Here is a 22,742-nt window from a genome sequence, read left to right as displayed (position 1 = left end):
CCTGCCGCGCGTTAGAATCCTCCATGCAACAGCCCCGGATTAGAGGATTCACATGTTCGGCATTACCCATTTCGAGTTTTTCGTCGTTGCCGTCTTTCTTCTGAACGTGACGCCCGGTCCCGATACCGCTTATATCGTCGGGCGCAGCGTCGCTCAGGGCCGCGGCGCGGGCCTAATGTCGGCGCTCGGCATCTCCGCCGGCTGCTGCGTTCACTCGCTCGCCTGCGCGTTCGGCTTGACCGCGCTGCTGGCCGCGTCGGCAACCGCATTCACGGTTATCAAATTCGTCGGCGCTATTTATCTGATGTATCTCGGCGTGCGCCTGCTCTTCGCCAAGCCGGCCGCTGATCAGGCCGCGGGCGAAGCGCGCGGGGCCGGCGCGCCCAAATCGCTGCGCCAGCTTTTCCTGCAAGGCTTCTGGACCAACGTGCTGAACCCCAAGGTGGTACTGTTTTTCGTGTCGTTCTTCCCGCAATTCGTGACGACCGGCAGCGACCGCAAAGCGCTCGCGTTCCTCACGCTGGGCGCGGTGTTCGTCGTGATGAGCATGTTCTGGAATAGTTTTGTCGCGTGGATCGCGGGCAGTGTGACGCGTCGCTTCTCGGGCCAGCCGTCGGTGAAGAAGTGGCTGGATCGCGGTGTCGGCAGCGCTTTTGTCGGCTTGGGCATCAAGCTCGCTACCGCATCAAGATGATTGAATTTTCCTTGCGCGCCCATATCTAACATTTCGCTTACAATCAGGCGCCGCGATCATGCGGCGCGGATATGAACCCCGCGTTAGGGCAAGGAGTTGCAGACATGTTCAATTGGGTCAAAACCGCGATGTTAATGGCCGCGATCACGGCCCTTTTCATCGTGATCGGCGGGATGATCGGCGGGTCGCGCGGCATGACGATCGCGCTCGTGATCGCCCTTGGGATGAATTTCTTTTCGTACTGGTTCTCGGACAAGATGGTCCTGCGCATGTACAACGCGCAGGAAGTCGACGAAACCAGTGCGCCGCAGTTCTACCGCATGGTGCGCGAACTCTCCACACGCGCCGGCCTGCCCATGCCGCGCGTGTACCTGATCAATGAAGACGCGCCGAATGCGTTCGCCACCGGCCGCAACCCGGAGCATGCGGCGGTTGCTGCCACCACCGGCATTCTGCGCGTGCTGTCCGAGCGCGAAATGCGCGGGGTGATGGCGCACGAACTCTCGCACGTGAAGCATCGCGACATTCTGATCTCGACCATTTCGGCCACCATGGCCGGCGCCATTTCCGCGCTGGCGAACTTCGCGATGTTCTTCGGCAGCCGCGACGAGAACGGCCGTTCCACGAACCCGATCGCGGGCATCGCCGTCGCGCTGCTGGCGCCGATCGCCGGCGCGCTGATCCAGATGGCGATTTCGCGCGCACGTGAATTCGAAGCGGACCGCGGCGGCGCGCAGATTTCCGGCGACCCGCAAGCGCTCGCTTCGGCGCTCGACAAGATCCATCGTTACGCGAGCGGGATTCCGTTCCCCACGGCCGAGCAGCATCCGGCCACCGCGCAAATGATGATCATGAATCCTCTGTCGGGCGGCGGCATCGCGAATCTGTTCTCCACGCACCCGGCCACCGAAGAACGCGTCGCGCGTTTGATGGAAATGGCGCGCACGGGGCGCTTCGAATAACGCCGCGCCGCACTTGCGCGGTGTGAAGAAAGGCGAGTCTGCTGACTCGCCTTTTTTATTCCGGCGCAATGGAGCGTGAGCGAGCGATGGCGCTGCGTGATCACGAGAAAACCAGTCTCTTCACCGGCGTCTGAAGGTCCGCACCGGCTCTTTGACCCTGCGCTTCAAATGCCGGCCTTCTCGCCCGCCGTGGATTTGCAATCGCTACGCTTATAGACTGCCCGCGGACCCGTGCGCCGCGCTACGCCAGGTCCGCACCGATTTGCTCAGCCCGCCCTTCAGTCCCAACCCTTCCCGCTCGTCGCAGATCCGCAATCGGCTCGCTCACAGACCGCCCGCCGGCCCGCGCGCCGCGCCACGCTACAATGCGTGTTGATTGTGTCGCGCGCTCCCGCGCGGCCCGCCTTAGCCTTCTTCATGACCACAAAGCCTTCTTCGCGTACTGCTTCCTCATCGGCGCGTCCGCGCGAATCCCGTTTGTCCATGCTGCATCTCGCGCCCGAGTCGCTCGGTTTCGCGCTCGACTGCGCAGGCCAGGCGGTCGGCGCCGTGCGTCTCGGTGCAGCGTTGCCGGCCGCGCTGCAATCCGTGTTCGTGTCCGCGCCCGAGGGCAGCGCCGCCGCCGCGCGCGGCGCGGTGCAGGACATCGCGTACCGCACCATGCGGCGTCTCGCGACCGCCGAGTGGCTGATCGCGAGGCTGGTGAAAAAAGCGCCGCCGCCGCACGTCGGCCATGTGCTCGCGTGTTCGCTGGCCCTGCTCGTCGACGACGAAGCGAACGCGGCCTACGCGCCGTTCACGGTGGTCGATCAGGCGGTGAGCGCGATCGGCGCGCGTCGTGAGTTCGCCTTTGCGAAGGGTCTCGTCAACGCCGTGCTGCGCAATTTTCTGCGCGAGCGCGAAACGCTGTTGAACGCCGCACAGGCCGATGAAGTGGCGCGCTGGAACTACCCGGCATGGTGGATCGACGCGGTGAAACGCGCATGGCCCGACGCATGGCAGTCGGTGCTCGCCGTCGGCAACACGCAAGGCCCGCTGACGCTGCGTGTGAACGCGCGTCGCTCGACGGTCGACGCCTATCTGCAAGTACTGCAAAACCATCACATTGCCGCGAGCAAGGCCGGCGACTACGCCGTCAAGCTCGCCACGCCGATGCCGGTCGACCGCATTCCGGGCTTCAACGACGGCGTCGTCTCGGTGCAGGACGCCGGCGCGCAACTCGCCGCGCCACTACTCGACGTGCGCGACGGCATGCGCGTGCTCGATGCCTGCGCGGCCCCCGGCGGCAAGACTGGTCATCTGCTCGAACTCGCCAAACTTCAGCTCGTCGCGCTCGAAAGCGATGCGTCGCGGGCGCGCCGCATCGGCGAAAACCTGCAACGCCTCAAGCTCGAAGCGGAAGTGCGGATCGGCGACGCGGGCGCGCCGGCAAAATGGCACGACGACATCGACCAGCCGTTCGACCGTATTCTGGCCGACGTGCCGTGTTCGGCGTCGGGCATCGTGCGGCGCCATCCGGATATCCGCTGGCTGCGCCGCGCGTCCGACATTCCCGCGCTGGTCGCCGAGCAGCGCCGCATTCTCGACGCGCTGTGGCCGCTCGTAAAACCAGGCGGCGAGTTGCTCTACGTTACGTGTTCGATCTTTCCCGAAGAAGGCGAGTTGCAGGCGCAGTGGTTTGGAAACAAGTATCAGGATGCGGTACGATTGGACGCGCCGGGGCAACTGTTGCCTTCAGTCGCTCGCGCGCCCGCCGACACATCGGCCGGTTCTCATGCCGGACAACCCGCTGAAGACAGCGCCGGCGCGAACTCAGACCACGACGGATTTTTCTACGCGCGCTTTCAGAAACGGTGACCATCAAACGCTTCTTCCCGCTTCGGCTCGCTGCCGTGCTCTGGATCGCGCTGGCCGTATGGCTGGCGGCGCCGGGCGTGGCGCACGCTGACTCGATCGCGGTGCAGCGTGCGTCGCTGCAAGCCGATAACACCGGCTGGAATCTCGACGCGCGTTTCGACTTCGATCTGAACAGCAACCTCGAAGACGCGGTGAATAAGGGCATCCCGCTTTATTTCACGACCGACTTCGAACTGAGCCGGCCGCGCTGGTACTGGTTCGACGAGCAGCCGGTGAGTGTGTCACAAAGCATTCGCCTGTCGTTCCAGCCGCTCACGCGCGAATATCGCGTGTCGAGTGTGTCGTCCGGCGGTTTGCAACTGGGCTTCACCACGCTCAAGGATGCGCTCGCAGTGATCAAGCACATCACGTCGTGGCACGTGATCGACCGGAATGAAGTGCGTGTCGGCGAGACTTATAACGCGTCGGTGCGCATGCAACTCGACATCGCGCTGATGCCTAAGCCGTTCCAGATCGACGCGGTGAACAACCGCGACTGGAACCTCGCGTCCGAATGGAAGCGCTTTACCTTCACGGTGACCGAACGTGCTAAATAGAGTGCGCTCCGCTACCAGTGTCAGCAGCATCGTCGTGCGCGTGCTGGTGTCGACGGTCGCCGTCACGGCCGTATTGCTGCTCGTGCTGCTGGCCGCGGCCAGTGCAAACACCGAATTCTTCGACCGCTATTACCAGTGGCTCTACGCAGCCAACCTCGTGGTCGCGATGATCTTTTTGCTGGTGGTGGCGACGCTCGTCATCATCATCATCGCGCGGCTGAGAAAAGGTAAGTTCGGTACACGGCTATTGGCGAAACTTGCGTTCTTCATGGCGTTGGTCGGCGTGGTGCCGGGCGGGATCATCTACGTCGTGTCGTATCAGTTCGTGTCGCGCAGTATCGAGTCATGGTTCGATGTGAACGTCGAAACAGCGCTCACGTCCGGCTTGAATCTCGGGCGCGGCATGCTCGACGCGTCGCTGTCCGATCTGCAGACCAAGGGCCGGTTGATGTCGGAACAGTTGGCGAGCGCGGACGCCGCCGGCACCACGCTCACGCTGCTGCGTCTGCGCGATCAGTTCGGCGTCCAGGATGCGACGATCGTCGAACCCACCCGCAGCATGTCGGGCGCGACGCCCGATATGCACGTGGTCGCGCAGGCATCGGGTAACTACGCGACGCTCGTGCCGAACGATTTGCCCACGCCGCTGATGATCGATCAGGCGCGCGGCCGCGGCTATGCGGCGATCGAAGGCGAAGTGGACGGCGATCCTCACGCGCACGGCAGCAAGGGCGTGTTGCGGCTGCGCGTCGTGCAACGCATCCCTGATTCGAACGCCTCGCTGCTGCAGCCCACCGAACGCTTCCTGCAACTCACGCAGCCGGTGTCGCCCACGCTCGCGCGCAATGCCGACGCGGTGCAGCGCGCCTATCGCGAGTACCAGGAGAAGGCGCTCGGCCGCACGGGTCTGCGCAAGATGTACATCGGCACGCTGACGCTCGCGCTGTTCCTCGCGACCTTCATCGCGATGATGCTGGCGCTAGCGCTCGGCAATCAACTTGCGCGGCCGTTGTTCCTGTTGGCGCAAGGCACGAAAGAAATCACGGAAGGCGATTACACGCCGAAACGGGAAATCAAATCGCGCGACGAACTGGGCTTTCTCACGCAGTCGTTCAACGCGATGACGCGGCAGTTGTCCGAAGCGCGCGCGGCGGTCGAGAACAACCGCATTGCGCTCGAACATTCGAAGGCGTATCTGGAAAGCATTCTCGCGAACCTGACCGCGGGCGTGTTCGTGTTCGACCGGCAGTTCAGGCTGACCACCGCGAATCGCGGCGCCGAGCGGATTTTCCGTCAGCCGTTCCAGGCGGTGATGGGTTCGGCGTTGGATCAGATCGGCGTGCTGAGCGAATTCGGCGGCATGGTCCGCAAGGCGTTTGCCGATCGCGAAGCCGCGAGCGGCGATGGTCACGACGATCGCGGCCACTGGCAGCAGCAATTCTCGGTGCAGGTGCCGGGCGAAACCGAGCCGCTCACCTTGCTCGTGCGCGGCGCGCGGCTCGTCTCCGCGACGGACCGTGACGCAGAAGATATGCAGACCTCCGGCTACGTCGTCGTGTTCGACGATATCTCGGACGTGATCTCCGCGCAGCGTTCGATCGCGTGGGGTGAAGTCGCGCGGCGGCTCGCGCACGAGATCAAAAATCCGCTCACGCCGATCCAGCTCTCCGCCGAACGTCTGCAGATGAAACTCGCCGACAAGCTGTCGCCATCCGATGCCGATGTGTTGAAGCGCGGCGCGACCACGATCGTGAACCAGGTCGCCGCGATGAAGCAGATGGTCGACAACTTCCGCGACTACGCGCGCACGCCGCCGGCGGTGCTCGCGCATTTGCAGTTGAACGATCTGGTCAGCGAAGTGCTCACGCTGTACGGTATCGAAGAGGGCAAGGGCGCCATTCAGGTGGAGCTCGCCGCGTTGCCGGCGATTCGCGGCGACGCGACGCAATTGCGTCAGGTGATTCACAACCTGCTGCAGAACGCGCAGGATGCGGTTGCGGACCTCGAGCATCCGCATGTGTTGCTCGAGACGAGGACAGTAGAATACGGAGACCCCGACGCGGAAGGCAAAGTCCACGTCGCGGTGCGTCTGACGGTGTCGGATAACGGAGCGGGCTTTCCCGCGCGTATCCTCACCCGTGCATTCGAACCTTACGTAACGACCAAGGCCAAAGGTACTGGCCTGGGTCTTGCGATGGTCAAGAAGATCGTCGATGAACACGGCGCGCGCATCGACATCCGCAATCGTATGAAAGCGGGCGATGTCATCGAGGGCGCGCAGATATCGATTCTCTTCCTTCAACTGGCAGACGATGCCGCGGCACCCGGAACAGGGCCGCGTCCGGCGCACGGCGGTGCGTCGCAGGGAAAGACAAAAGCAACAGTGCAGACAAAGGCAGCGTAAATGGCAACCATCCTGGTGGTAGATGATGAAATGGGCATCCGGGAATTGCTCTCGGAGATCCTGAGCGACGAAGGGCATGTCGTGGAGGCCGCGGAAAACGCGCAGGAAGCGCGCGAGTTCCGTTTGCGCCAGGCGCCTGATCTGGTGCTGCTCGACATCTGGATGCCCGATACCGACGGCGTGACCTTGCTCAAGGAATGGGCCGCGCAAGGTCAACTGACTATGCCGGTGATCATGATGTCCGGCCACGCAACCATCGACACGGCGGTTGAAGCAACCAAGATCGGCGCACTCAATTTCCTCGAGAAGCCGATTGCGCTGCAGAAGCTGCTGAAGGCCGTCGAGCAGGGTCTCGCGCGTGGCACTGCGGCTGGTGGTGCGCCTGGCGGCGCGGCAGCCAAGCCGGTGTTGCCGGTGAGTGCTTCGGCGGTGGCGTCAGCAGCGGCCTTGCCGATGCTTTCGACCGATGGCATGGGCAGCGGCGCGCTGGCTGCGCAAACCGCATCGATCTCGTTCGATATTCCGTTGCGCGACGCACGCGATGCGTTCGAGCGCGCGTACTTCGAATACCACCTCGCGCGTGAGAACGGCAGCATGACGCGCGTGGCGGAGAAGACCGGGTTGGAGCGCACGCACTTGTATCGCAAGCTCAAGCAGCTCGGCGTCGATCTCGGCAAAAACAAAGGTGAGTGAAACGCGGAAGTGAGCCCGGCGTTCTATCAGCGGGTTTCGCTTCCAGAGATTTTTTCGAGAAGGGGCTTGTCGGACTGCTGACCCTTTGATATTATTTCGTTCTTCGTTGGCCCGGTAGCTCAGTTGGTAGAGCAGCGGATTGAAAATCCGCGTGTCGATGGTTCGATTCCGTCCCAGGCCACCAGGATTCAGCCCCAGGAAATCGCAAGATTCCTGGGGCTTTTCCTTTTTGTGCCCCTATTGTGACGGGCGTGGCGGGCATCCGTTGCTTCGGTTTGGGCGCACCACGCGGCAGGGCGCGCTCGGCGGTATTCGGCGTCGCGTGATAAAATCGCGCCAGTTCAAGGACTTGCACGTGAGTGCGTCGCCTGAGTGCCGCGCGGCAACGCCGCCACCAGCACCGAACCCTTCGCCCGACGATTAACGGTATAAGCGCCCAGCGACTCTGCATGCGGAAGGCGCGGCCTATACTGCTTTGGGCCGGCAGCAGTGCCGGCACGCGTCGCGCCGCGTTGCTTGCATGGCGCACCTCGCGCAGCGCGACGTGGCACTCTTCATTCACGGAGTTTCACGGTGATCCGCAAAGACGCTAAACGTAGCGCTCTGGTGCTGTTTTCCGGCGGCCAGGATTCCGCCACGTGCCTCGCCTGGGCGCTCGAACGTTATGAAACGGTTGAGACGCTGGGCTTCGATTACGGTCAGCGGCACCGCGTCGAACTGGAATGCCGCGAGGGTTTTCGCAATGCTGTTGCGCGCGCATTTCCGGCATGGGCCGAGCGCCTCGGCGACGACCATATGATCGATCTGTCGGTGCTCGGCGCGATCAGCGATACCGCTATGACGCGCGAGATCGAGATCGAAGCCACGGCCAACGGTTTGCCGAACACGTTCGTGCCGGGCCGCAATCTGATGTTCATGACCATCGCCGCGGCGATCGCTTATCGGCGTGGTTTGCAGGTGCTGGTTGGCGGCATGTGCGAGACGGATTTCTCGGGCTATCCCGATTGTCGCGACGACACGATGAAGGCGTTGCAGGTCGCGCTGAACCTTGGCATGGACACGCGCATCCTGCTCGAGACACCGTTGATGTGGCTCGACAAGGCCGACACGTGGCGCCTCGCACACGAGCTCGGAGGCGACGAACTCGTCGAACTGGTGCGCGTCGAGACACATACGTGCTACGTCGGCGAACGCGCTGAATTGCATGCATGGGGCTTCGGTTGCGGCGAGTGCCCGGCGTGCCGCTTGCGCAAGCGCGGCTACGAAGCGTATCTGTCGGGTGAGAAGGTCACCGAGCCGGTCTGACGTTTCGCGTTCCGGCGCAGTACAGGCAACTATTTTCAGGAACACAGGGCAGAAAGCAGCATGACTTACGCGGTCAAGGAAATCTTCTACACGTTGCAGGGCGAGGGCGCGAATGCCGGGCGTCCGGCTGTCTTCTGCCGGTTCGCCGGCTGCAACCTGTGGTCGGGCCGCGAAGAAGATCGTGCCGAGGCGGTGTGCCGTTTCTGCGATACCGACTTCGTCGGCACCGACGGCGAGAACGGCGGCAAGTACCGCACGGCTGACGACCTCGTGAAGATGATCGCATCGCAATGGCCGGAAGGCGAGGGCGAGCGTTTCGTGGTGTGCACGGGCGGCGAGCCGATGCTGCAGATCGATCAACCGTTGGTCGACGCGCTGCATGCCGCCGGCTTCGAAATCGCCATCGAAACCAACGGCTCGCTGCCGGTGCTCGAAACGATCGACTGGATCTGCGTGAGCCCAAAGGCCGACGCGCCGCTCGTCGTCACCAAGGGCAACGAATTGAAGGTCGTGATTCCGCAGGACAACCAGCGTTTGTCCGAGTATGCGAAGCTCGACTTCGAGTATTTCCTCGTCCAGCCCATGGACGGTCCGTCGCGCGACATCAACACCAGGCTCGCGATCGACTGGTGCAAACGCCATCCGCAATGGCGCCTGTCAATGCAGACCCACAAGTATCTGAACATTCCCTGACCGCCGTGCTGACGATTACACGAAAACTCGAATTCGACGCGGGTCACCGCATTCCTGATCACCGCAGCCAGTGCCGTAATCTGCACGGTCATCGCTATGTGCTCGAAATCACGCTGCAAGGCGATCTGGTCGACACCGAAGGCGCGCCCGATCGCGGCATGGTGATGGACTTCGCCGATGTGAAGTCGCTCGCCGTCGAGCATCTCGTCGACAAGTGGGACCATGCGTTTCTCGTCTATGAAGGCGACACGCAGGTGCGCGGTTTCCTGGAAACGATGGCCGGCCACAAGACGGTCGTGCTCGATCGCATCCCCACCGTCGAAAATCTTGCCGCTGTCGCGTTCGACATTCTCGCGAATGTCTACGACGCGCACTACGGTGTGAATCTGCGTCTGCACAAGCTGCGCCTGTACGAGACGCCGAATTGCTGGGCCGACGTGGTCCGCGACTAAAGCCTGTAACCTGCCGCTCGCGGGCCGCTCGCGCGGTCCAACCCTCGCGTTATTGTCACGGTATGATCGCTCCGACAACCACACGGAGCGAGACATGCCGGTCACCGCATTGCGTCGCAGCAGGCAGCCGGGCCGCCACGGCCCGCGCGCTCATCTGGCCCACGAGGCCAGCACGCTTTCCCGCAGTTCAGGCGAAGCGCCGCTTCATTGCCACGGAGCGCGGCGATGAGCACCTTCACCAATCCCCTCAAGTCACGCCTTAAAGAAACCGATCCGCTGTTCGGACTATGGCTCTCGCTCGGTAGCGACGCCGCCGCCGAAGCGCTCGCGCACGCCGGTTACGACTGGCTGCTGATCGACATGGAGCACTCGCCCAACGATAGCGGCGACGTCGCCTCGCAATTGCGCGCGATCGCCGCCGCGCATCTGCCGAGCGAGCCGGTGGTGCGCGTGCCGTCCAGCGAGGCGTGGCTCGTCAAGCGCGTGCTGGATGCCGGCGCGCGCACGCTGATGTTTCCGAATATCGAATCCGCGGACGAGGCGGCCCGTGCCGTGCGTCTCACGCAATATCCGACCGCCGGAGCGCTCGATGGTGAGCGCGGCGTCGCCGGCGCGGTGCGGGCAGCGGGCTACGGCATGCGGCGCGACTACGTACAGACAGCCAACGCGCAGATCGCGACCATCGTGCAGATCGAGTCGGCGCGCGGCTTGCAGAAAGTGGAAAAGATTGCGGCGACGCCGGGCGTCGATTGCCTGTTCGTCGGACCGGCCGATCTCGCCGCGAGCCTCGGTCATCTCGGCGATTCGAAGCATGCCGATGTACAGGCCGCAATGGCGCGCATCGTCAGCGCCGCGGACAAGGCGGGCATTGCCGCGGGCATTTTTGCCATGGACGTCGCGAGCGCCAAGCAGCATCGCGATGCCGGTTTTCGTTTCATCGCTCTGGCCGCCGACGTCATGTGGATGTTGCGCGCGACCCGCCAGGCGTTGCAGGAGGTGAGGTCATGAAGGGGATGGTGCAGTGCGTCGTGGTGCGTCTGGCAGTCACAGCGGCATTGATGGCGAATGTGGCGGCCCATGCGCAAGACAGCCGCGTTGCGAAGTCGAACGATCCGGAGACGCAAACCGCGGTCGCCGACTACAACGCCGGCAATCTGGCCGCGGCGCTGACCGAGTTCCGCAAGGCCGCCGAGCGCGGCAGCCGGCTCGCCGAGTTCAACTACGCGATGATGCTGCTCAACGGGGAAGGCGCCCCGGCCAATGTCGATGAAGGCAAGAAATGGCTGCGCAAGGCCGCCGACGCCAACATGTCGCACGCGCAATACGTGTACGGCAAGATGTACGACGACGGGGAGTTCGTCGGACGTGATCCGGTCGAGGCGCATCGCTGGTTCCTGAAGGCGGCGCAGCAAGGGCATGTGCAGGCGGAGTTGGCGCTGGCCAATCAGTTCCTCGATGGACGCGGCACGGAGCGCGACAACAAGCAGGCGTTCGTCTGGTACAAGAAGGCGGCGCAGGGCGGCGACATGACCGCGCAATACGTGGCCGGCTCGTTCTATGAACGAGGCGGCGACGGCGTGGAGAAGAATCTGAACGTGGCGCGCGCCTACTACGCGGCGGCCGCGGCGCAGGGCGATCCGGCGGCGCGGCTTAAGTATCAGCAACTCAGCGCGCAGTTGCGGGATCAGAAGGAAGTGAAGCCGCAGTAAAACTGTCGCGTTGGATAATTCCGCTGGATACAAAACAGGGGCGCTCCGTGAAGAGCGCCCCTGCTTCGTTGTGATGTTGCCGGAGCCGTGCGAGCGACCCTCGCCGCGCTAACTCTGCATCAACCGCTTCTGTCGCGCGACGCTCATGATCAGGCCGATGGCGACGCCCAGCGTCGTCAGCGCAGTGCCACCGTAACTCATGAATGGCAACGGCACGCCGACCACCGGCAAGATGCCGCTCACCATGCCGATATTCACGAACGCGTAGGTGAAGAACGCCATCGTCAACGAGCCGGCCAGCAAGCGTCCAAATAGCGTCGCGCCATTGGCCGCGATATACAGCCCGCGCGCGATCAGCAGCATGTATAGCGTGAGCAGCACAATGCCGCCCGCCAGCCCGAACTCCTCGGAGAACACCGCGAAAATGAAGTCGGTGTGCTTCTCGGGGATGAACTCCAGATGCGCCTGCGTGCCCTTCAGCCAGCCTTTGCCAAGCGGACCACCGGAACCGATCGCAATGACCGCCTGGATCGTGTGGAAGCCTTTGCCGAGCGGATCGGAAGTCGGATCGAGCAGCGTGCAGATGCGATGCTTCTGGTAGTCGTGCATCAGCGGCCATTGCACTTCGGGCTGACAGATCTTGTCCTGAAAGGCCGCGATCGACGCGACCGCAATCACGCCAGCAATCAGCACTGGCACGATCAGCTTGAAACTCAGGCCCGCGAAGTAAATCACGAAGAGACCGGCCGCGAACACCAGCACAGCCGTACCGAGGTCGGGCTGCTTGGCGATCAGGCCGACCGGCACCGCGAGGATCAGCAGACCAACCAGAAAGTCGTACCAGCGCATCACGCCTTCGCGTCGTTGGTAGTACCAGGCGAGCATCAGCGGAGTAGCGATCTTCAGAATCTCCGACGGCTGGATCACCACGCCGACATTGATCCAACGCTTCGCGCCCTTGCGCGTGAGGCCGAATAGCGCCACCGCGACCAGTAGCGCGATCCCGAATGTGTAGAGCGGAACCGCGAAGCGCATCAGCGTGGTGGGTGGCACATTGGCGAGCGCCCACATCAGCACGAACGTCAGCATGATGTTGCGCAACTGGTCTTCCACGCGGCCGGGAACATCGAGACTCGCGCTGTACAGCGTGACGATGCCAACGCACAACAGCAGGAACACGATCAGTGCGAGCGGGCGGTCGAAGCCCGCGAACATCCGCTTGATGCGGTCGAGCCAGGCGCGCTTGTCGAATTGCATGCCTTTCTCCTTACTCGTCGATGCCGCCGGAAACCGGCTGGCGTGGCGACGTGGCCTGAATGCCGTCGTCGCGCGACGGAGCGGCGGCAGTCGGCGCCGGCTGGCTGGCCGGACGGGGTTTGTGCGGGACGCCGGATTTATGCGACGCCGGGTTCTTTGCGGCGGCGGACGCGGACGTCGAGGCGGCCATGGGCGCCGACGCAGCAGCAGGCGCGGAGGCAACCGCCGCCGCGGATGCAGCCCTCGCAGCCGCCGCAGCGGAGGCGGCCGCTGCCGCCGAAGCCGCACCGGGAATCGGCAGAGCCGTGAAGCCCGCCGCGACCTTGACCGGCTGCGCCGCATCCTGCGGCAACGGTGCGCCGCCGACTTCCGGCGCGGACGCGTCTTCGGTCGCCGACGCCGCTGCCTCGATGGCGGCCGCCTGAGCGCCCGGCTTGTTCTTGCCGACGAGGTAGTAATCGAGCACCTTGCGCGCAATCGGGCCTGCCGATTCCGCACCCCAGCCGCCGTTTTCGACGATCAGCGCGAGCGCGATTTTCGGTTGCTCGGCCGGTGCGAACGCGATGAAGAGCGCGTGGTCGCGCAGATGCTCGGCGATCGCGTGGCCTTTGTAGTTCGCGCCCTGCAGCGAGTAGACCTGCGCCGTCCCCGTCTTGCCGGCCGCCTGGTACGGCGCGCCGATAAACAGTTTCGACGCCGTGCCGTTGGTCACGACGCCTTCCATCGCGCGCTTGATGATGTCGATGTCCGATTGCTTCACCGCGATCTTGTCGCTCGGATCGCGCACGACCGGCCGCGTGTCTTTCGTGATCGGATTTTCGATGTCACGCACGAGGTGCGGCTTCATCACGACGCCGTTGTTCGCAAGCGTGGCCGTAGCGTGAGCGAGTTGGAGAATGGTGAACGAGTTATAGCCCTGACCGATGCCGAGACTGATCGTTTCGCCTTCATACCACCGTTGCTGTTCGGGCTTGCGGTACGCCTTGCGCTTCCATTCCGTGGACGGCAGGATGCCGCGCGCCTCGCCCGAAATGTCGATGCCGGTGATCTGGCCGAAGCCCCACGGCTTCATGAAGTTGGCGATGTTGTTGACGCCGAGATCGTGCGCCAGCATGTAGAAATACGTGTCGTTCGACACCACGATCGCGCGGTTCATGTCGACCCAGCCTTGGCCCGAGCGAACGTCGTTGCGGAACGTGTGGCCGCCGAAGGTGTACGAACCCGGATCCTGGAAGCCCCAGCCCGGCGTGCGCTTATGCAGCGTCAGCGCGGCGAGCGCCATGAATGGCTTGTAAGTCGAGCCCGGCGGGTAGGTGCCGTGCAGCGGCCGGTTGAGCAGCGGGTGGTCGGGCGAGTTGTTGAGATCGTCCCAGGTCTGCTGGTCGATCCCGTCGACGAACGAATTCGGATCGAAGCTCGGCGCGGACACGAACGCGAGCACGTCGCCGGTCGACGGTTCGATCGCGACCAGCGCGCCGCGACGCCCCGCGAACGCCTGCTCGGCGACCTGCTGCAGTCCGATATCCAAGGACAGCACGAGGTTGTTGCCGGGCGTTGCCTGGGTGCGCGACAGCGTGCGCACGGGACGGCCGCCGGCGGTCACTTCCACTTCCTCGAAACCGGTCTGGCCGTGCAACTCGGTCTCGTAACTTTGCTCGACGCCGATCTTGCCGATGTAGTCGGTGCCTTTGTAGTTGTTCGCATCCAGACGCGGATCGTAGTGGTCCGGATCACTGTCGTTCTGGTCGCTGGCGTCGTCGATACGGTCCTGATCGCGCTGCGAAATCCGGCCGATGTAGCCGATCACGTGCGCCGCGGTCGGCCCGAGCGGATATTGACGGAACAGGCGCGCGCGCACTTCCACGCCGGGAAAACGGAAGCGCTGCGCGGTGAAGCGCGCGACTTCGTCGTCGGTCAGGCGGGTGCGGATCGGCAGGCTCTCGAAGTTCTTCGAGTCTTCTTGCAGTTTCTTGAAGCGGCGGCGGTCGCGCGCGTCGATCGAGACCACCGTGGCCAGATTGTCGATCACGTTTTCGAGCGAGTCGTTCAGCTTCGAGGGCGTGAGTTCGAGCGTGTAGGCCGAGTAGTTCTTGGCCAGCACGACGCCGTTACGATCGGTGATGATGCCGCGGTTCGGCACGATCGGCGCGACGGAAATGCGGTTTTCATCGGCCTGCAGCGAGTATTTGCTGTAGTGCCAGACCTGCAGGAACAGGAAGCGGAAGCCGATCAGCCCGAAGCAGACGAACACGAACAGGCCCGCCGCCGCGACGCGCAGGCGGAACTTCGAGAGCTGTTGCTGAGTGTCCTTGAATTCGGTCATGCGATTCTGCAAAAGGCCGGGTGACGGCCATCATGAGTGTGCGCCTTTTCCGGCCGGAACCGGAAGGCATGAACAGCGAAGCGCGTCGAGCGGGCCGGCAAAGTGGGTTCCATCAGAACGGCAGGCGGGCCCGAAGCGGATCAAATTGGCCGGGTATCGTCCGGATCGGCCGGGCGGCGCTGCGGCATCAGCAGCAGCACACTGGTGACCGGCCACAGCGCGGCTTCGACGAAGCCGTCGATCAGATAACCCCAACCCGGAAACGCCGCGCCCGTCAGCAGACGGATCACGAACGGCACCAATTGCGCGACGACCAGCAGCGGCATGACCGCGAAAGTCTGGACGCCGAGCGACATCCACAGCACGCGGCGGTGGATGGTGATCGCGCCATAGGACAACAACGTGTACGCCAGCGCGTGCTCGCCGAGCAGGCTGGCGTTGTGCACATCCATCAGCAAACCGAGCGAAAACGCGATACCCATGCCGACCTTGCGCGGCTGATGCACGTTCCAGAACAGCAGCACGAGCGCCACGAAGTCTGGCACGCCGACCAGACGCCCCCACGGCATCAGGTTCAGCAGGAACGCCGCGGCGAGGCTGAACGAGATGAAGTAGGGATTGACCGGCTGCAGGATGTATTGCGGACGGTTCATGGCTGGGCCCCTGGCTTGGCTGGCGGCTTCGCGTTCTTTTCTGCAGCCGGTTTTCTTTCAGCGGCGGACTTTTTCTCCGCGGCGGCTGATCTGGCGGGAGCTTTCTCGGAGGCTTTGGGCGCTGCGGGTTTCTCAGCGGCAGCCTTTTCGCCAGCTTTCTCGCCCGCTTTCGCCGGAGCTTTGTCCGCGGCAGCCTTACCGTCCGCCGGTTTTCCGCCCTTCTTCGCTTTCGCCTCTTTGGCGGCCGTGGCCGCGTCGGGCTCTTCGGCGGGACGCGGCGGCACGTTGTTCACGTAATGCAGCACCAGCAACTGACGCGCGCCGCGCACCGGCGCGATCGGCAGGCAGATCACACGGGCGAACGCCGTATCCGCCTGCTTGTCGACCCGCACCACCTTGGCGACTGGCAGGCCCGGCGGATACACGCCGTCCAGGCCGCTGGTGACGAGTTCGTCGCCGGTTTCAATGTCGGCGCTGATCGGCACGAAGCGCAGATCGAGCGTGTCGCCCTTTGGCGTGCCGTAAATCACGCTGCGCAAGCCGGTGCGCACGATCTGCACAGGCACCGCCTGATCCTTGTCCGTGAGCAATGTCACTTCGGCTTGCAGCGGGAATACGCGCGTTACCTGGCCGATCACGCCATCTTCATTGACGACCGGTGAACCGTTCTGGATGCCTTGCTGCGCACCGCGGCCGATCACGACCTTCTGCGTGAACGGATCGCGCGTGTCGTACTGGATCTCGGCGGGCAGCGATTCCGTGGTGGAGCGCTGGGACAGTTGCAGCAGCGCGCGCAAATGCGCGTTTTCGGCAGCCAGTTCGGCTGCCGTATTGGCTTGCTGCGAAAGCTGCAGATCTTTGGTGCGCAGTTTGTCGTTTTCGCCGCGCAGCGTGGCGCTGGTCACGGCCAGGTCGGCGGCGCCCACGAACATGTCGCGTGGCACGAGAGCCGCGCGCTGCAACGGATAAAGACCCGCGCCGAGCACGCCACGCACGATTTCGAGCGTTCTGAAGCGTGCATCGGAGATCAGCAGGGCGAGCGCCAGCACGACGAAAAACACGAGTCGTGCGAGGGCGGACGGTCCTTGCTTGAACAGGGGCGGCGGACTGTATTCCATGGTCGGCGCCGGGGGCGTGAGCGGTTGGGTGAGACGGCGGCGCGCGAGGGACGCGCGTTCAGCGCGTGGAGGCTGGCAGGCCCAGCCAACGGCAAACCGGCCCGCAAGGGGCCGTTTGCCTGATCCGCGCTACTGACATGGAGACGGGCTCGCTTACTCGTACGAGAAGATGCTGCCCAGCTTGTCCATGCGTTCGAGCGCCATGCCCGAACCGCGCACAACGCAGGTCAGCGGGTCTTCGGCGACGAGCACCGGCAGGCCGGTTTCTTCGGCGAGCAGGCGGTCCAGATCGCGCAGCAGTGCGCCACCGCCGGTGAGCATCATGCCGCGCTCGGCGATGTCCGCACCGAGTTCCGGCGGCGTTTGTTCAAGCGCGATCTTCACCGACGACACGATCTGGTTCAGCGGATCGGTGAGGGCTTCGAGAATTTCGTTGCTGGAGATGGTGAAGCTGCGCGGAATGCCTTCCGACAGATTGCGGCCCTTCACTTCCATTTCCTTGACTTCGGAACCCGGGAAGGCGGAACCGATTTCCTTCTTGATGGCTTCGGCGGTTTGCTCGCCGATCAGCATGCCGTAGTTGCGGCGGATGTAGTTGACGATCGCTTCGTCGAACTTGTCGCCGCCCACGCGCACGGAGCCCTTGTACACGATGCCGCCGAGCGAGATCACGCCGACTTCGGTCGTGCCGCCGCCGATGTCGACGACCATCGAGCCGGTGGCTTCCGACACCGGCAGGCCGGCACCGATAGCCGCAGCCATGGGTTCTTCAATGAGGTACACCTGCGAAGCGCCCGCACCGTGCGCAGCTTCTTTAATGGCGCGGCGCTCGACCTGCGTCGAACCGCACGGCACGCAAATGATGATGCGCGGCGACGGCGAGAACATGCGCGATTCGTGAGCAGTTTTGATGAACTGCTTGATCATCTGCTCGGTGACGGTGAAGTCGGCGATCACGCCGTCTTTCATGGGGCGGATTGCCTCGATGTTGCCCGGCACCTTGCCGAGCATCTGCTTGGCTTCCTTGCCGACTGCCTGGATGGTTTTCTTGCCGTTGGGACCGCCTTCCTGGCGGATCGAGACCACCGACGGTTCATCAAGAACGATGCCCTTGCCACGCATGTAGATGAGCGTGTTGGCCGTACCGAGGTCAATGGCCAGATCGTTGGAAAAGTAGCTGCGCAAAAAACCGAACATTCAAAATCCTGTCTCGCTGGGGGCCGGGCCTCGCAATGGTTGCGCAGGGCGGCAGCGGAAAAAATAACAGCTTCAACCGGGCGGAAGCGGCGCCACAGGAACTTGAAGCTGCGAGGGAGTCTACCGGAGGCCGATGCAAAGCCAGGTCAGAAAAATCCGAACTATCTTTGGGAATTGTTCAGAAAGGCCTTGGTAAGACGGTCCGGGTTTGGGTCGAACGCGTAATGATACCTTATAATTTTGGATGTTTTGAAGGAAACGGACGGCACTTTTTGCCTCCGCTGGCCCCTTTTTCGAGGTCTTCCTCCAGCGTCGTAACCCGCTGTCGCAGCATCGTTTTTTTCGTGCTGCGGCGGTCCACCACATTTTCCGGTGACTGCATGGCTCTGACCCTGACCGATGTAAAACGCATCGCGCATCTTGCGCGGCTCGAACTGGCCGACGCCGACGCTGAGCACACGCTTGTCCAGCTCAACGATTTTTTCGGCCTTGTCGAGCAGATGCAGGCGGTCGATACCACCGGCATCGCGCCGCTTGCCCATCCGATCGAGCAGATCGAAGACGTCGCGCTGCGTCTGCGTAACGACGCGGTGACCGAAACGGTCGAACGCGAAGCCTTCCAGCGCCCGGCGCCGGCCGTGCAGGAAGGCCTGTACCTCGTGCCGAAGGTGATCGAGTAAAACCCCGCGCATCGAGCCCGGCGCGGCGCGCGAGCCAGCCTTCCGGCGATGTGCCACCCCGTGGCATATCGCCTCGTGGCCCCGGCACCTGCATGACCGTCGTCTCCGGCTTCCTCGGCTCGGCTTGCCGGCGGGCAGCCGAACGCCTCCACGGCAGCGTGACTACGCTGCCGCGCTCTTCAGGATAAAACGCAATGCATGAAAAAAGTTTGACCGAACTGCGCGCCGCACTGACGGCCAAGGAATGCTCCGCCGTCGAACTGGCGCAGCTCTATCTGAAGCGGATCGACGCGGCCAACAGCCTGAACGCATTCATCCAGGTCGATCCCGAGCTGACGCTCGCGCAGGCGAAAGCCGCGGACGCGCTGCTCCATACCGGCCACGCCGGCCCGCTGGTCGGCCTGCCGATCGCGCATAAGGACGTGTTCGTCACCAAGGGCTGGCGCTCCACCGCCGGCTCGAAAATGCTGTCGAACTACGAAAGCCCGTTCGACGCGACCGTGGTCGCGCGTCTGCAGACTGCGGGCATGGTGTGCGTGGGCAAGACCAATATGGACGAGTTCGCGATGGGCTCGTCCAACGAGAATTCGTACTTTGGTCCCGTGCAGAATCCGTGGGACATTAAGGCTGTGCCGGGCGGTTCGTCGGGCGGGTCGGCTGCGGCCGTCGCCGCGCGCTTGGCGCCTGCCGCAACCGGTACGGATACCGGCGGCTCGATCCGTCAGCCGGCGTCGTTCTCCGGCATCACCGGCATCAAGCCGACGTACGGCCGTGTGTCGCGTTACGGCATGATCGCATTCGCTTCGTCGCTGGATCAGGGTGGTCCGATGGCTCAAAGCGCCGCGGATTGCGCCACGCTGCTCAACGCCATGGCCGGTTTCGACGAGCGCGATTCGACCAGCCTCGTGCGCGACGACGAAGACTACACGCGTTACCTCGGCAAGCCGTGGAAAGAAGACGGCGCCAGCAAGCCGCTCGCCGGCTTGCGCATTGGTTTGCCGAAAGAGTATTTCGGCGCCGGCCTTGCCGACGACGTGCGCGCGTCGATCGACGCCGCGCTGAAGCAATACGAAGCGCTCGGCGCTACGCTGGTCGAAGTCTCGTTGCCGAAAACCGAGTTGTCGATCCCGGTGTACTACGTGATCGCGCCGGCTGAGGCTTCGTCGAACCTGTCGCGTTTCGACGGCGTGCGCTTCGGTCATCGTGCCGCCGAGTATCGCGATCTGCTCGACATGTACAAGAAGTCGCGCGCCGAAGGTTTCGGTCCGGAAGTGAAGCGCCGCATTCTGGTCGGCGCGTACGTGCTGTCGCACGGCTACTACGACGCGTACTACCTGCAGGCGCAGAAGATCCGCCGCATCATCGCGCAGGACTTCCAGGAAGCGTTCAAGCAGTGCGACGTGATCATGGGACCGGTTGCGCCAACGGTTGCGTGGGACCTCGGCGCGAAGGGCGACGACCCGGTGCAGATGTATCTGGCCGACATCTACACGCTGTCGGTCAGCCTCGCCGGTTTGCCGGGCATGAGCGTGCCGTGCGGTTTCGGCGCGGGCGCGAATGCGCAGCGTCCGGTGGGGTTGCAGATCATCGGCAACTATTTCAACGAAGCCCGGATGCTGCAGGTGGCCGACGCGTTCCAGCGCGCGACCGACTGGCACCGCAAAGCACCGGCAGGAGTGTGAGCACCATGGCCAAGCAATGGGAAGTCGTGATCGGTCTGGAGACCCACGCGCAACTGTCGACTCAATCGAAGATTTTTTCCGGCGCCGCAACGCAGTTCGGCGCTGCGCCGAACACGCAGGCTTGCCCCGTCGATCTGGCGTTGCCGGGCACGTTGCCGGTGATGAACCGCGGCGCTGTGGAGCGCGCGATCCAGTTCGGCCTCGCGATCGGTGCGAAGGTGGCGCCGCGCAGCATCTTCGCGCGCAAGAATTATTTCTACCCCGATCTGCCGAAGGGCTATCAGATCAGCCAGTACGAAATCCCCGTGGTGCAGGGCGGTCAGGTGACGATTCAGGTGCCGGCCAATGAAAAGGCGGGGAAGGAAGCCTACGAGAAGGTCGTCAACCTCACGCGCGCTCACCTCGAAGAAGACGCGGGCAAGTCGCTGCACGAAGACTTCGCGGGCATGACCGGCATCGACCTGAATCGCGCCGGCACGCCGTTGCTCGAAATCGTCACCGAGCCGGAAATGCGCAGCGCGGCGGAAGCAGTGGCCTATGCCAAGACGCTGCACACGCTCGTGACGTGGCTCGGTATCTGCGACGGCAACATGCAGGAAGGCTCATTCCGTTGCGACGCGAACGTGTCGGTGCGCCCGGTCGGCCAGGCGGAATTCGGCACGCGCGCCGAGATCAAGAACCTGAACTCGTTCCGCTTCCTCGAAGAGGCGATCCAGTACGAAGTGCGCCGTCAGATCGAACTGATCGAAGACGGTGGGACGGTGGTGCAGGAAACGCGTCTGTACGATCCGGACAAGCGCGAAACGCGCTCCATGCGCAGCAAGGAAGACGCGCACGATTACCGCTATTTCCCCGATCCCGATCTGATGCCGCTCGTGATCGACGCGGCGTGGGTCGAGCGCGTGAAGAGCGAGTTGCCGGAACTGCCGGTGGCGATTCAACAACGCTTCGTGTCGCAATACGGTTTGACGCCGTACGACGCCAACGTGCTGACATCGAGCAAAGCCATGGCCGCGTACTACGAAGCGGTGGTGAGCAAAGTCGGTCCGGCCAACGCCAAGGCCGCGGCTAACTGGCTGATGGGCGAAGTGTCGTCGCAACTGAATCGGGAGGGTCTCGATTTTGCTGAGAGCCCGGTGTCGTCCGCGCAACTCGCGTTGCTGCTGCAGCGTATCGCGGACGGCACGATCTCCAACAAGATCGCCAAGGAAATTTTCCTCGCGATCTGGGAAGAGAAGGCTACCGACGAAGCCGCCGCCGATCGCATCATCGAAGCGAAGGGGCTGAAGCAGATTTCGGATACCGGCGCACTCGAAGCGATCATCGACGAAGTGCTTGCCGCGAACCAGAAGTCGGTCGAGGAATTCCGCGCCGGCAAGGAAAAGGCGTTCAACGCGCTGATCGGTCAGGCAATGAAAGCGACGAAGGGCAAGGCCAATCCGGCGCAGGTGAACGAACTGCTAAAGAAGAAGCTGTCCTGAGTTGAAGTTCAGTTGAGCACGAACGACTGAAGCATTAAAGCTTAGGTCAGCACGGGCTGTTGCCGGAAACGAAAGTGGGGCAACGGCCCGTTTCATTTTGCCGGTCCGTTTAAACAAACGCAGATCACGGAGTGTGTGGATGGCCAAGCAACCCGAACTCGACGATTTCCGCGTGCCGTATTTCGACGACGGCAAGAAGAAGAGCAAATTCTCGCTGAGCGACTTCGACCCGTCCGCCAAACCGTTTTCGACCGGCTCGAAAGATACTGACAAGGCGCGTCTGTCGGAGATCGGCGCGAAGCTCGACACCCTGCAGGAGTGCTTGCACGCGCAGCAGACGCGCCGCGTGTTGCTGGTGCTGCAGGGCATGGACACGAGCGGCAAGGACGGCACGATCCGCGCGGTGTTTCACGAAGTCGACCCGCTCGGGTTGCGCATCGTGCCGTTCAAGGCGCCGACGCCCGTCGAACTCGCGCACGATTTTCTCTGGCGCGTGCATGCGCAAGCGCCGGCTGCCGGTGAGCTGACGATCTTCAACCGCAGTCACTACGAAGATCTGCTGGTCCCCACCGTGCTCGGCACGCTGGATGAGCAAGCGTTCGTACAACGCTGCTGCCACATTCGCCAGTTCGAAGAGTTGCTGGCGTATAGCGGCACGGCCATCGTCAAGTGCATGCTGCACATTTCGAAAGACGAGCAACGCGCGCGGCTGCAGGCGCGCATCGACGATCCGAGCAAACACTGGAAATTCGACGTCGCCGATCTCGAAGCGCGCAAGCAGTGGGACAAATATCAGGCGGCGTATCAGGACGCGCTGGCCGCGACATCGACCGAATACGCGCCGTGGTACGTGATTCCGGCCGACTCGAAGACGCATCGCAATGTGATGGTCGCGGAGTTGCTGTTGCGCATGTTCGAAGCGCTGAAGCTCGAGTATCCGCCTGCCAAAGAATCGCTGAAGGGCATCAAGGTCGAGTGACCACGCC

General features: G+C 63.4%; 20 protein-coding genes and 1 tRNA gene. 16 read left to right on the top strand and 5 right to left on the bottom strand.

Going from position 1 to position 22,742, the window contains the following annotated elements; all coding sequences use genetic code 11:
- The first annotated feature begins 52 nt into the window (after positions 1-52).
- The 12 genes from PQR32_RS06375 to PQR32_RS06320 all read left to right on the top strand — a co-directional run bounded on the left by PQR32_RS06375 (position 53) and on the right by PQR32_RS06320 (position 11,365).
- Positions 53-694, top strand: a complete 642-nt coding sequence (locus PQR32_RS06375) for a LysE family translocator (RefSeq protein WP_408223332.1) — start codon at positions 53-55, stop codon at positions 692-694.
- Positions 695-798: 104 nt separating this feature from the next.
- Positions 799-1,656, top strand: a complete 858-nt coding sequence (gene htpX / locus PQR32_RS06370) for a zinc metalloprotease HtpX (RefSeq protein WP_408223330.1) — start codon at positions 799-801, stop codon at positions 1,654-1,656.
- 417 nt (positions 1,657-2,073) lie between these two features.
- Positions 2,074-3,513, top strand: a complete 1,440-nt coding sequence (gene rsmB, locus PQR32_RS06365; protein ID WP_408223328.1) for a 16S rRNA (cytosine(967)-C(5))-methyltransferase RsmB — start codon at positions 2,074-2,076, stop codon at positions 3,511-3,513.
- Complete coding sequence (locus PQR32_RS06360) at positions 3,510-4,109, top strand: DUF4390 domain-containing protein (protein WP_012431384.1); 600 nt, start codon at positions 3,510-3,512, stop codon at positions 4,107-4,109. Before rsmB ends, PQR32_RS06360 begins: the two co-directional genes overlap by 4 nt.
- Positions 4,099-6,513 (top strand): sensor histidine kinase, encoded by a 2,415-nt coding sequence (locus PQR32_RS06355; RefSeq protein ID WP_408223326.1) that lies wholly within the window; start codon positions 4,099-4,101, stop codon positions 6,511-6,513. Before PQR32_RS06360 ends, PQR32_RS06355 begins: the two co-directional genes overlap by 11 nt.
- Positions 6,514-7,206: a response regulator transcription factor EsaR gene (esaR, locus tag PQR32_RS06350; RefSeq protein ID WP_408223324.1), complete on the top strand. Its 693-nt coding sequence runs from the start codon at positions 6,514-6,516 to the stop codon at positions 7,204-7,206.
- Positions 7,207-7,314: 108 nt separating this feature from the next.
- Positions 7,315-7,390: transfer RNA gene (locus PQR32_RS06345), tRNA-Phe, on the top strand.
- A 389-nt stretch (positions 7,391-7,779) separates the two neighbouring features.
- Positions 7,780-8,511, top strand: a complete 732-nt coding sequence (queC, locus tag PQR32_RS06340; protein WP_408223322.1) for a 7-cyano-7-deazaguanine synthase QueC — start codon at positions 7,780-7,782, stop codon at positions 8,509-8,511.
- Between the two features lie 60 nt (positions 8,512-8,571).
- Positions 8,572-9,204, top strand: coding sequence for a 7-carboxy-7-deazaguanine synthase (queE, locus tag PQR32_RS06335; RefSeq protein WP_408223320.1), 633 nt, complete (start codon positions 8,572-8,574; stop codon positions 9,202-9,204).
- Between the two features lie 8 nt (positions 9,205-9,212).
- A complete protein-coding gene (queD, locus tag PQR32_RS06330) occupies positions 9,213-9,656 on the top strand; it encodes a 6-carboxytetrahydropterin synthase QueD (protein WP_090518804.1) in 444 nt (147 codons plus the stop codon).
- A 225-nt stretch (positions 9,657-9,881) separates the two neighbouring features.
- Positions 9,882-10,664 carry an HpcH/HpaI aldolase family protein gene (locus PQR32_RS06325; protein ID WP_408223318.1) on the top strand — a complete coding sequence of 261 codons (783 nt, stop codon included), beginning with the start codon at positions 9,882-9,884 and terminating at the stop codon, positions 10,662-10,664.
- Positions 10,661-11,365 carry a tetratricopeptide repeat protein gene (locus PQR32_RS06320; RefSeq protein WP_408223316.1) on the top strand — a complete coding sequence of 235 codons (705 nt, stop codon included), beginning with the start codon at positions 10,661-10,663 and terminating at the stop codon, positions 11,363-11,365. The genes PQR32_RS06325 and PQR32_RS06320 overlap by 4 nt, the downstream gene beginning before the upstream one ends.
- A gap of 108 nt (positions 11,366-11,473) precedes the next feature.
- Here PQR32_RS06320 and rodA read toward each other — a convergent pair whose 3' ends face one another.
- The 5 genes from rodA to PQR32_RS06295 all read right to left on the bottom strand — a co-directional run bounded on the left by rodA (position 11,474) and on the right by PQR32_RS06295 (position 17,913).
- Positions 11,474-12,622 carry a rod shape-determining protein RodA gene (rodA, locus tag PQR32_RS06315; protein ID WP_310813389.1) on the bottom strand — a complete coding sequence of 383 codons (1,149 nt, stop codon included), beginning with the start codon at positions 12,620-12,622 and terminating at the stop codon, positions 11,474-11,476.
- A gap of 10 nt (positions 12,623-12,632) precedes the next feature.
- Positions 12,633-14,945 (bottom strand): penicillin-binding protein 2, encoded by a 2,313-nt coding sequence (mrdA, locus tag PQR32_RS06310; protein WP_408223314.1) that lies wholly within the window; start codon positions 14,943-14,945, stop codon positions 12,633-12,635.
- A 140-nt stretch (positions 14,946-15,085) separates the two neighbouring features.
- A complete protein-coding gene (gene mreD / locus PQR32_RS06305) occupies positions 15,086-15,598 on the bottom strand; it encodes a rod shape-determining protein MreD (protein ID WP_408183993.1) in 513 nt (170 codons plus the stop codon).
- Positions 15,595-16,716 (bottom strand): rod shape-determining protein MreC, encoded by a 1,122-nt coding sequence (gene mreC / locus PQR32_RS06300; protein WP_408223312.1) that lies wholly within the window; start codon positions 16,714-16,716, stop codon positions 15,595-15,597. The genes mreD and mreC overlap by 4 nt, the downstream gene beginning before the upstream one ends.
- A gap of 153 nt (positions 16,717-16,869) precedes the next feature.
- Entirely contained in the window at positions 16,870-17,913 is a 1,044-nt protein-coding gene (locus PQR32_RS06295; RefSeq protein WP_004189550.1) for a rod shape-determining protein, read from the bottom strand.
- A gap of 380 nt (positions 17,914-18,293) precedes the next feature.
- Here PQR32_RS06295 and gatC point away from each other — a divergent pair, with 380 nt between their 5' ends.
- The 4 genes from gatC (at position 18,294) to PQR32_RS06275 (ending at position 22,735) form a co-directional block, all read left to right on the top strand.
- A complete protein-coding gene (gene gatC / locus PQR32_RS06290) occupies positions 18,294-18,593 on the top strand; it encodes an Asp-tRNA(Asn)/Glu-tRNA(Gln) amidotransferase subunit GatC (protein WP_408223310.1) in 300 nt (99 codons plus the stop codon).
- Between the two features lie 194 nt (positions 18,594-18,787).
- Positions 18,788-20,275, top strand: coding sequence for an Asp-tRNA(Asn)/Glu-tRNA(Gln) amidotransferase subunit GatA (gene gatA, locus PQR32_RS06285; protein ID WP_408223308.1), 1,488 nt, complete (start codon positions 18,788-18,790; stop codon positions 20,273-20,275).
- A 5-nt stretch (positions 20,276-20,280) separates the two neighbouring features.
- Positions 20,281-21,756, top strand: a complete 1,476-nt coding sequence (gene gatB, locus PQR32_RS06280; RefSeq protein ID WP_408223306.1) for an Asp-tRNA(Asn)/Glu-tRNA(Gln) amidotransferase subunit GatB — start codon at positions 20,281-20,283, stop codon at positions 21,754-21,756.
- A gap of 139 nt (positions 21,757-21,895) precedes the next feature.
- Positions 21,896-22,735, top strand: coding sequence for a PPK2 family polyphosphate kinase (locus PQR32_RS06275; protein WP_408223304.1), 840 nt, complete (start codon positions 21,896-21,898; stop codon positions 22,733-22,735).
- Positions 22,736-22,742 lie beyond the last annotated feature (7 nt).

Origin of the sequence: Paraburkholderia dipogonis, assembly GCF_046027395.1 — a bacterium.
In the GTDB taxonomy this organism is placed as follows: Bacteria; Pseudomonadota; Gammaproteobacteria; order Burkholderiales; family Burkholderiaceae; genus Paraburkholderia; species Paraburkholderia dipogonis_A.
This window is presented reverse-complemented; position numbering and strand designations above follow the sequence as displayed.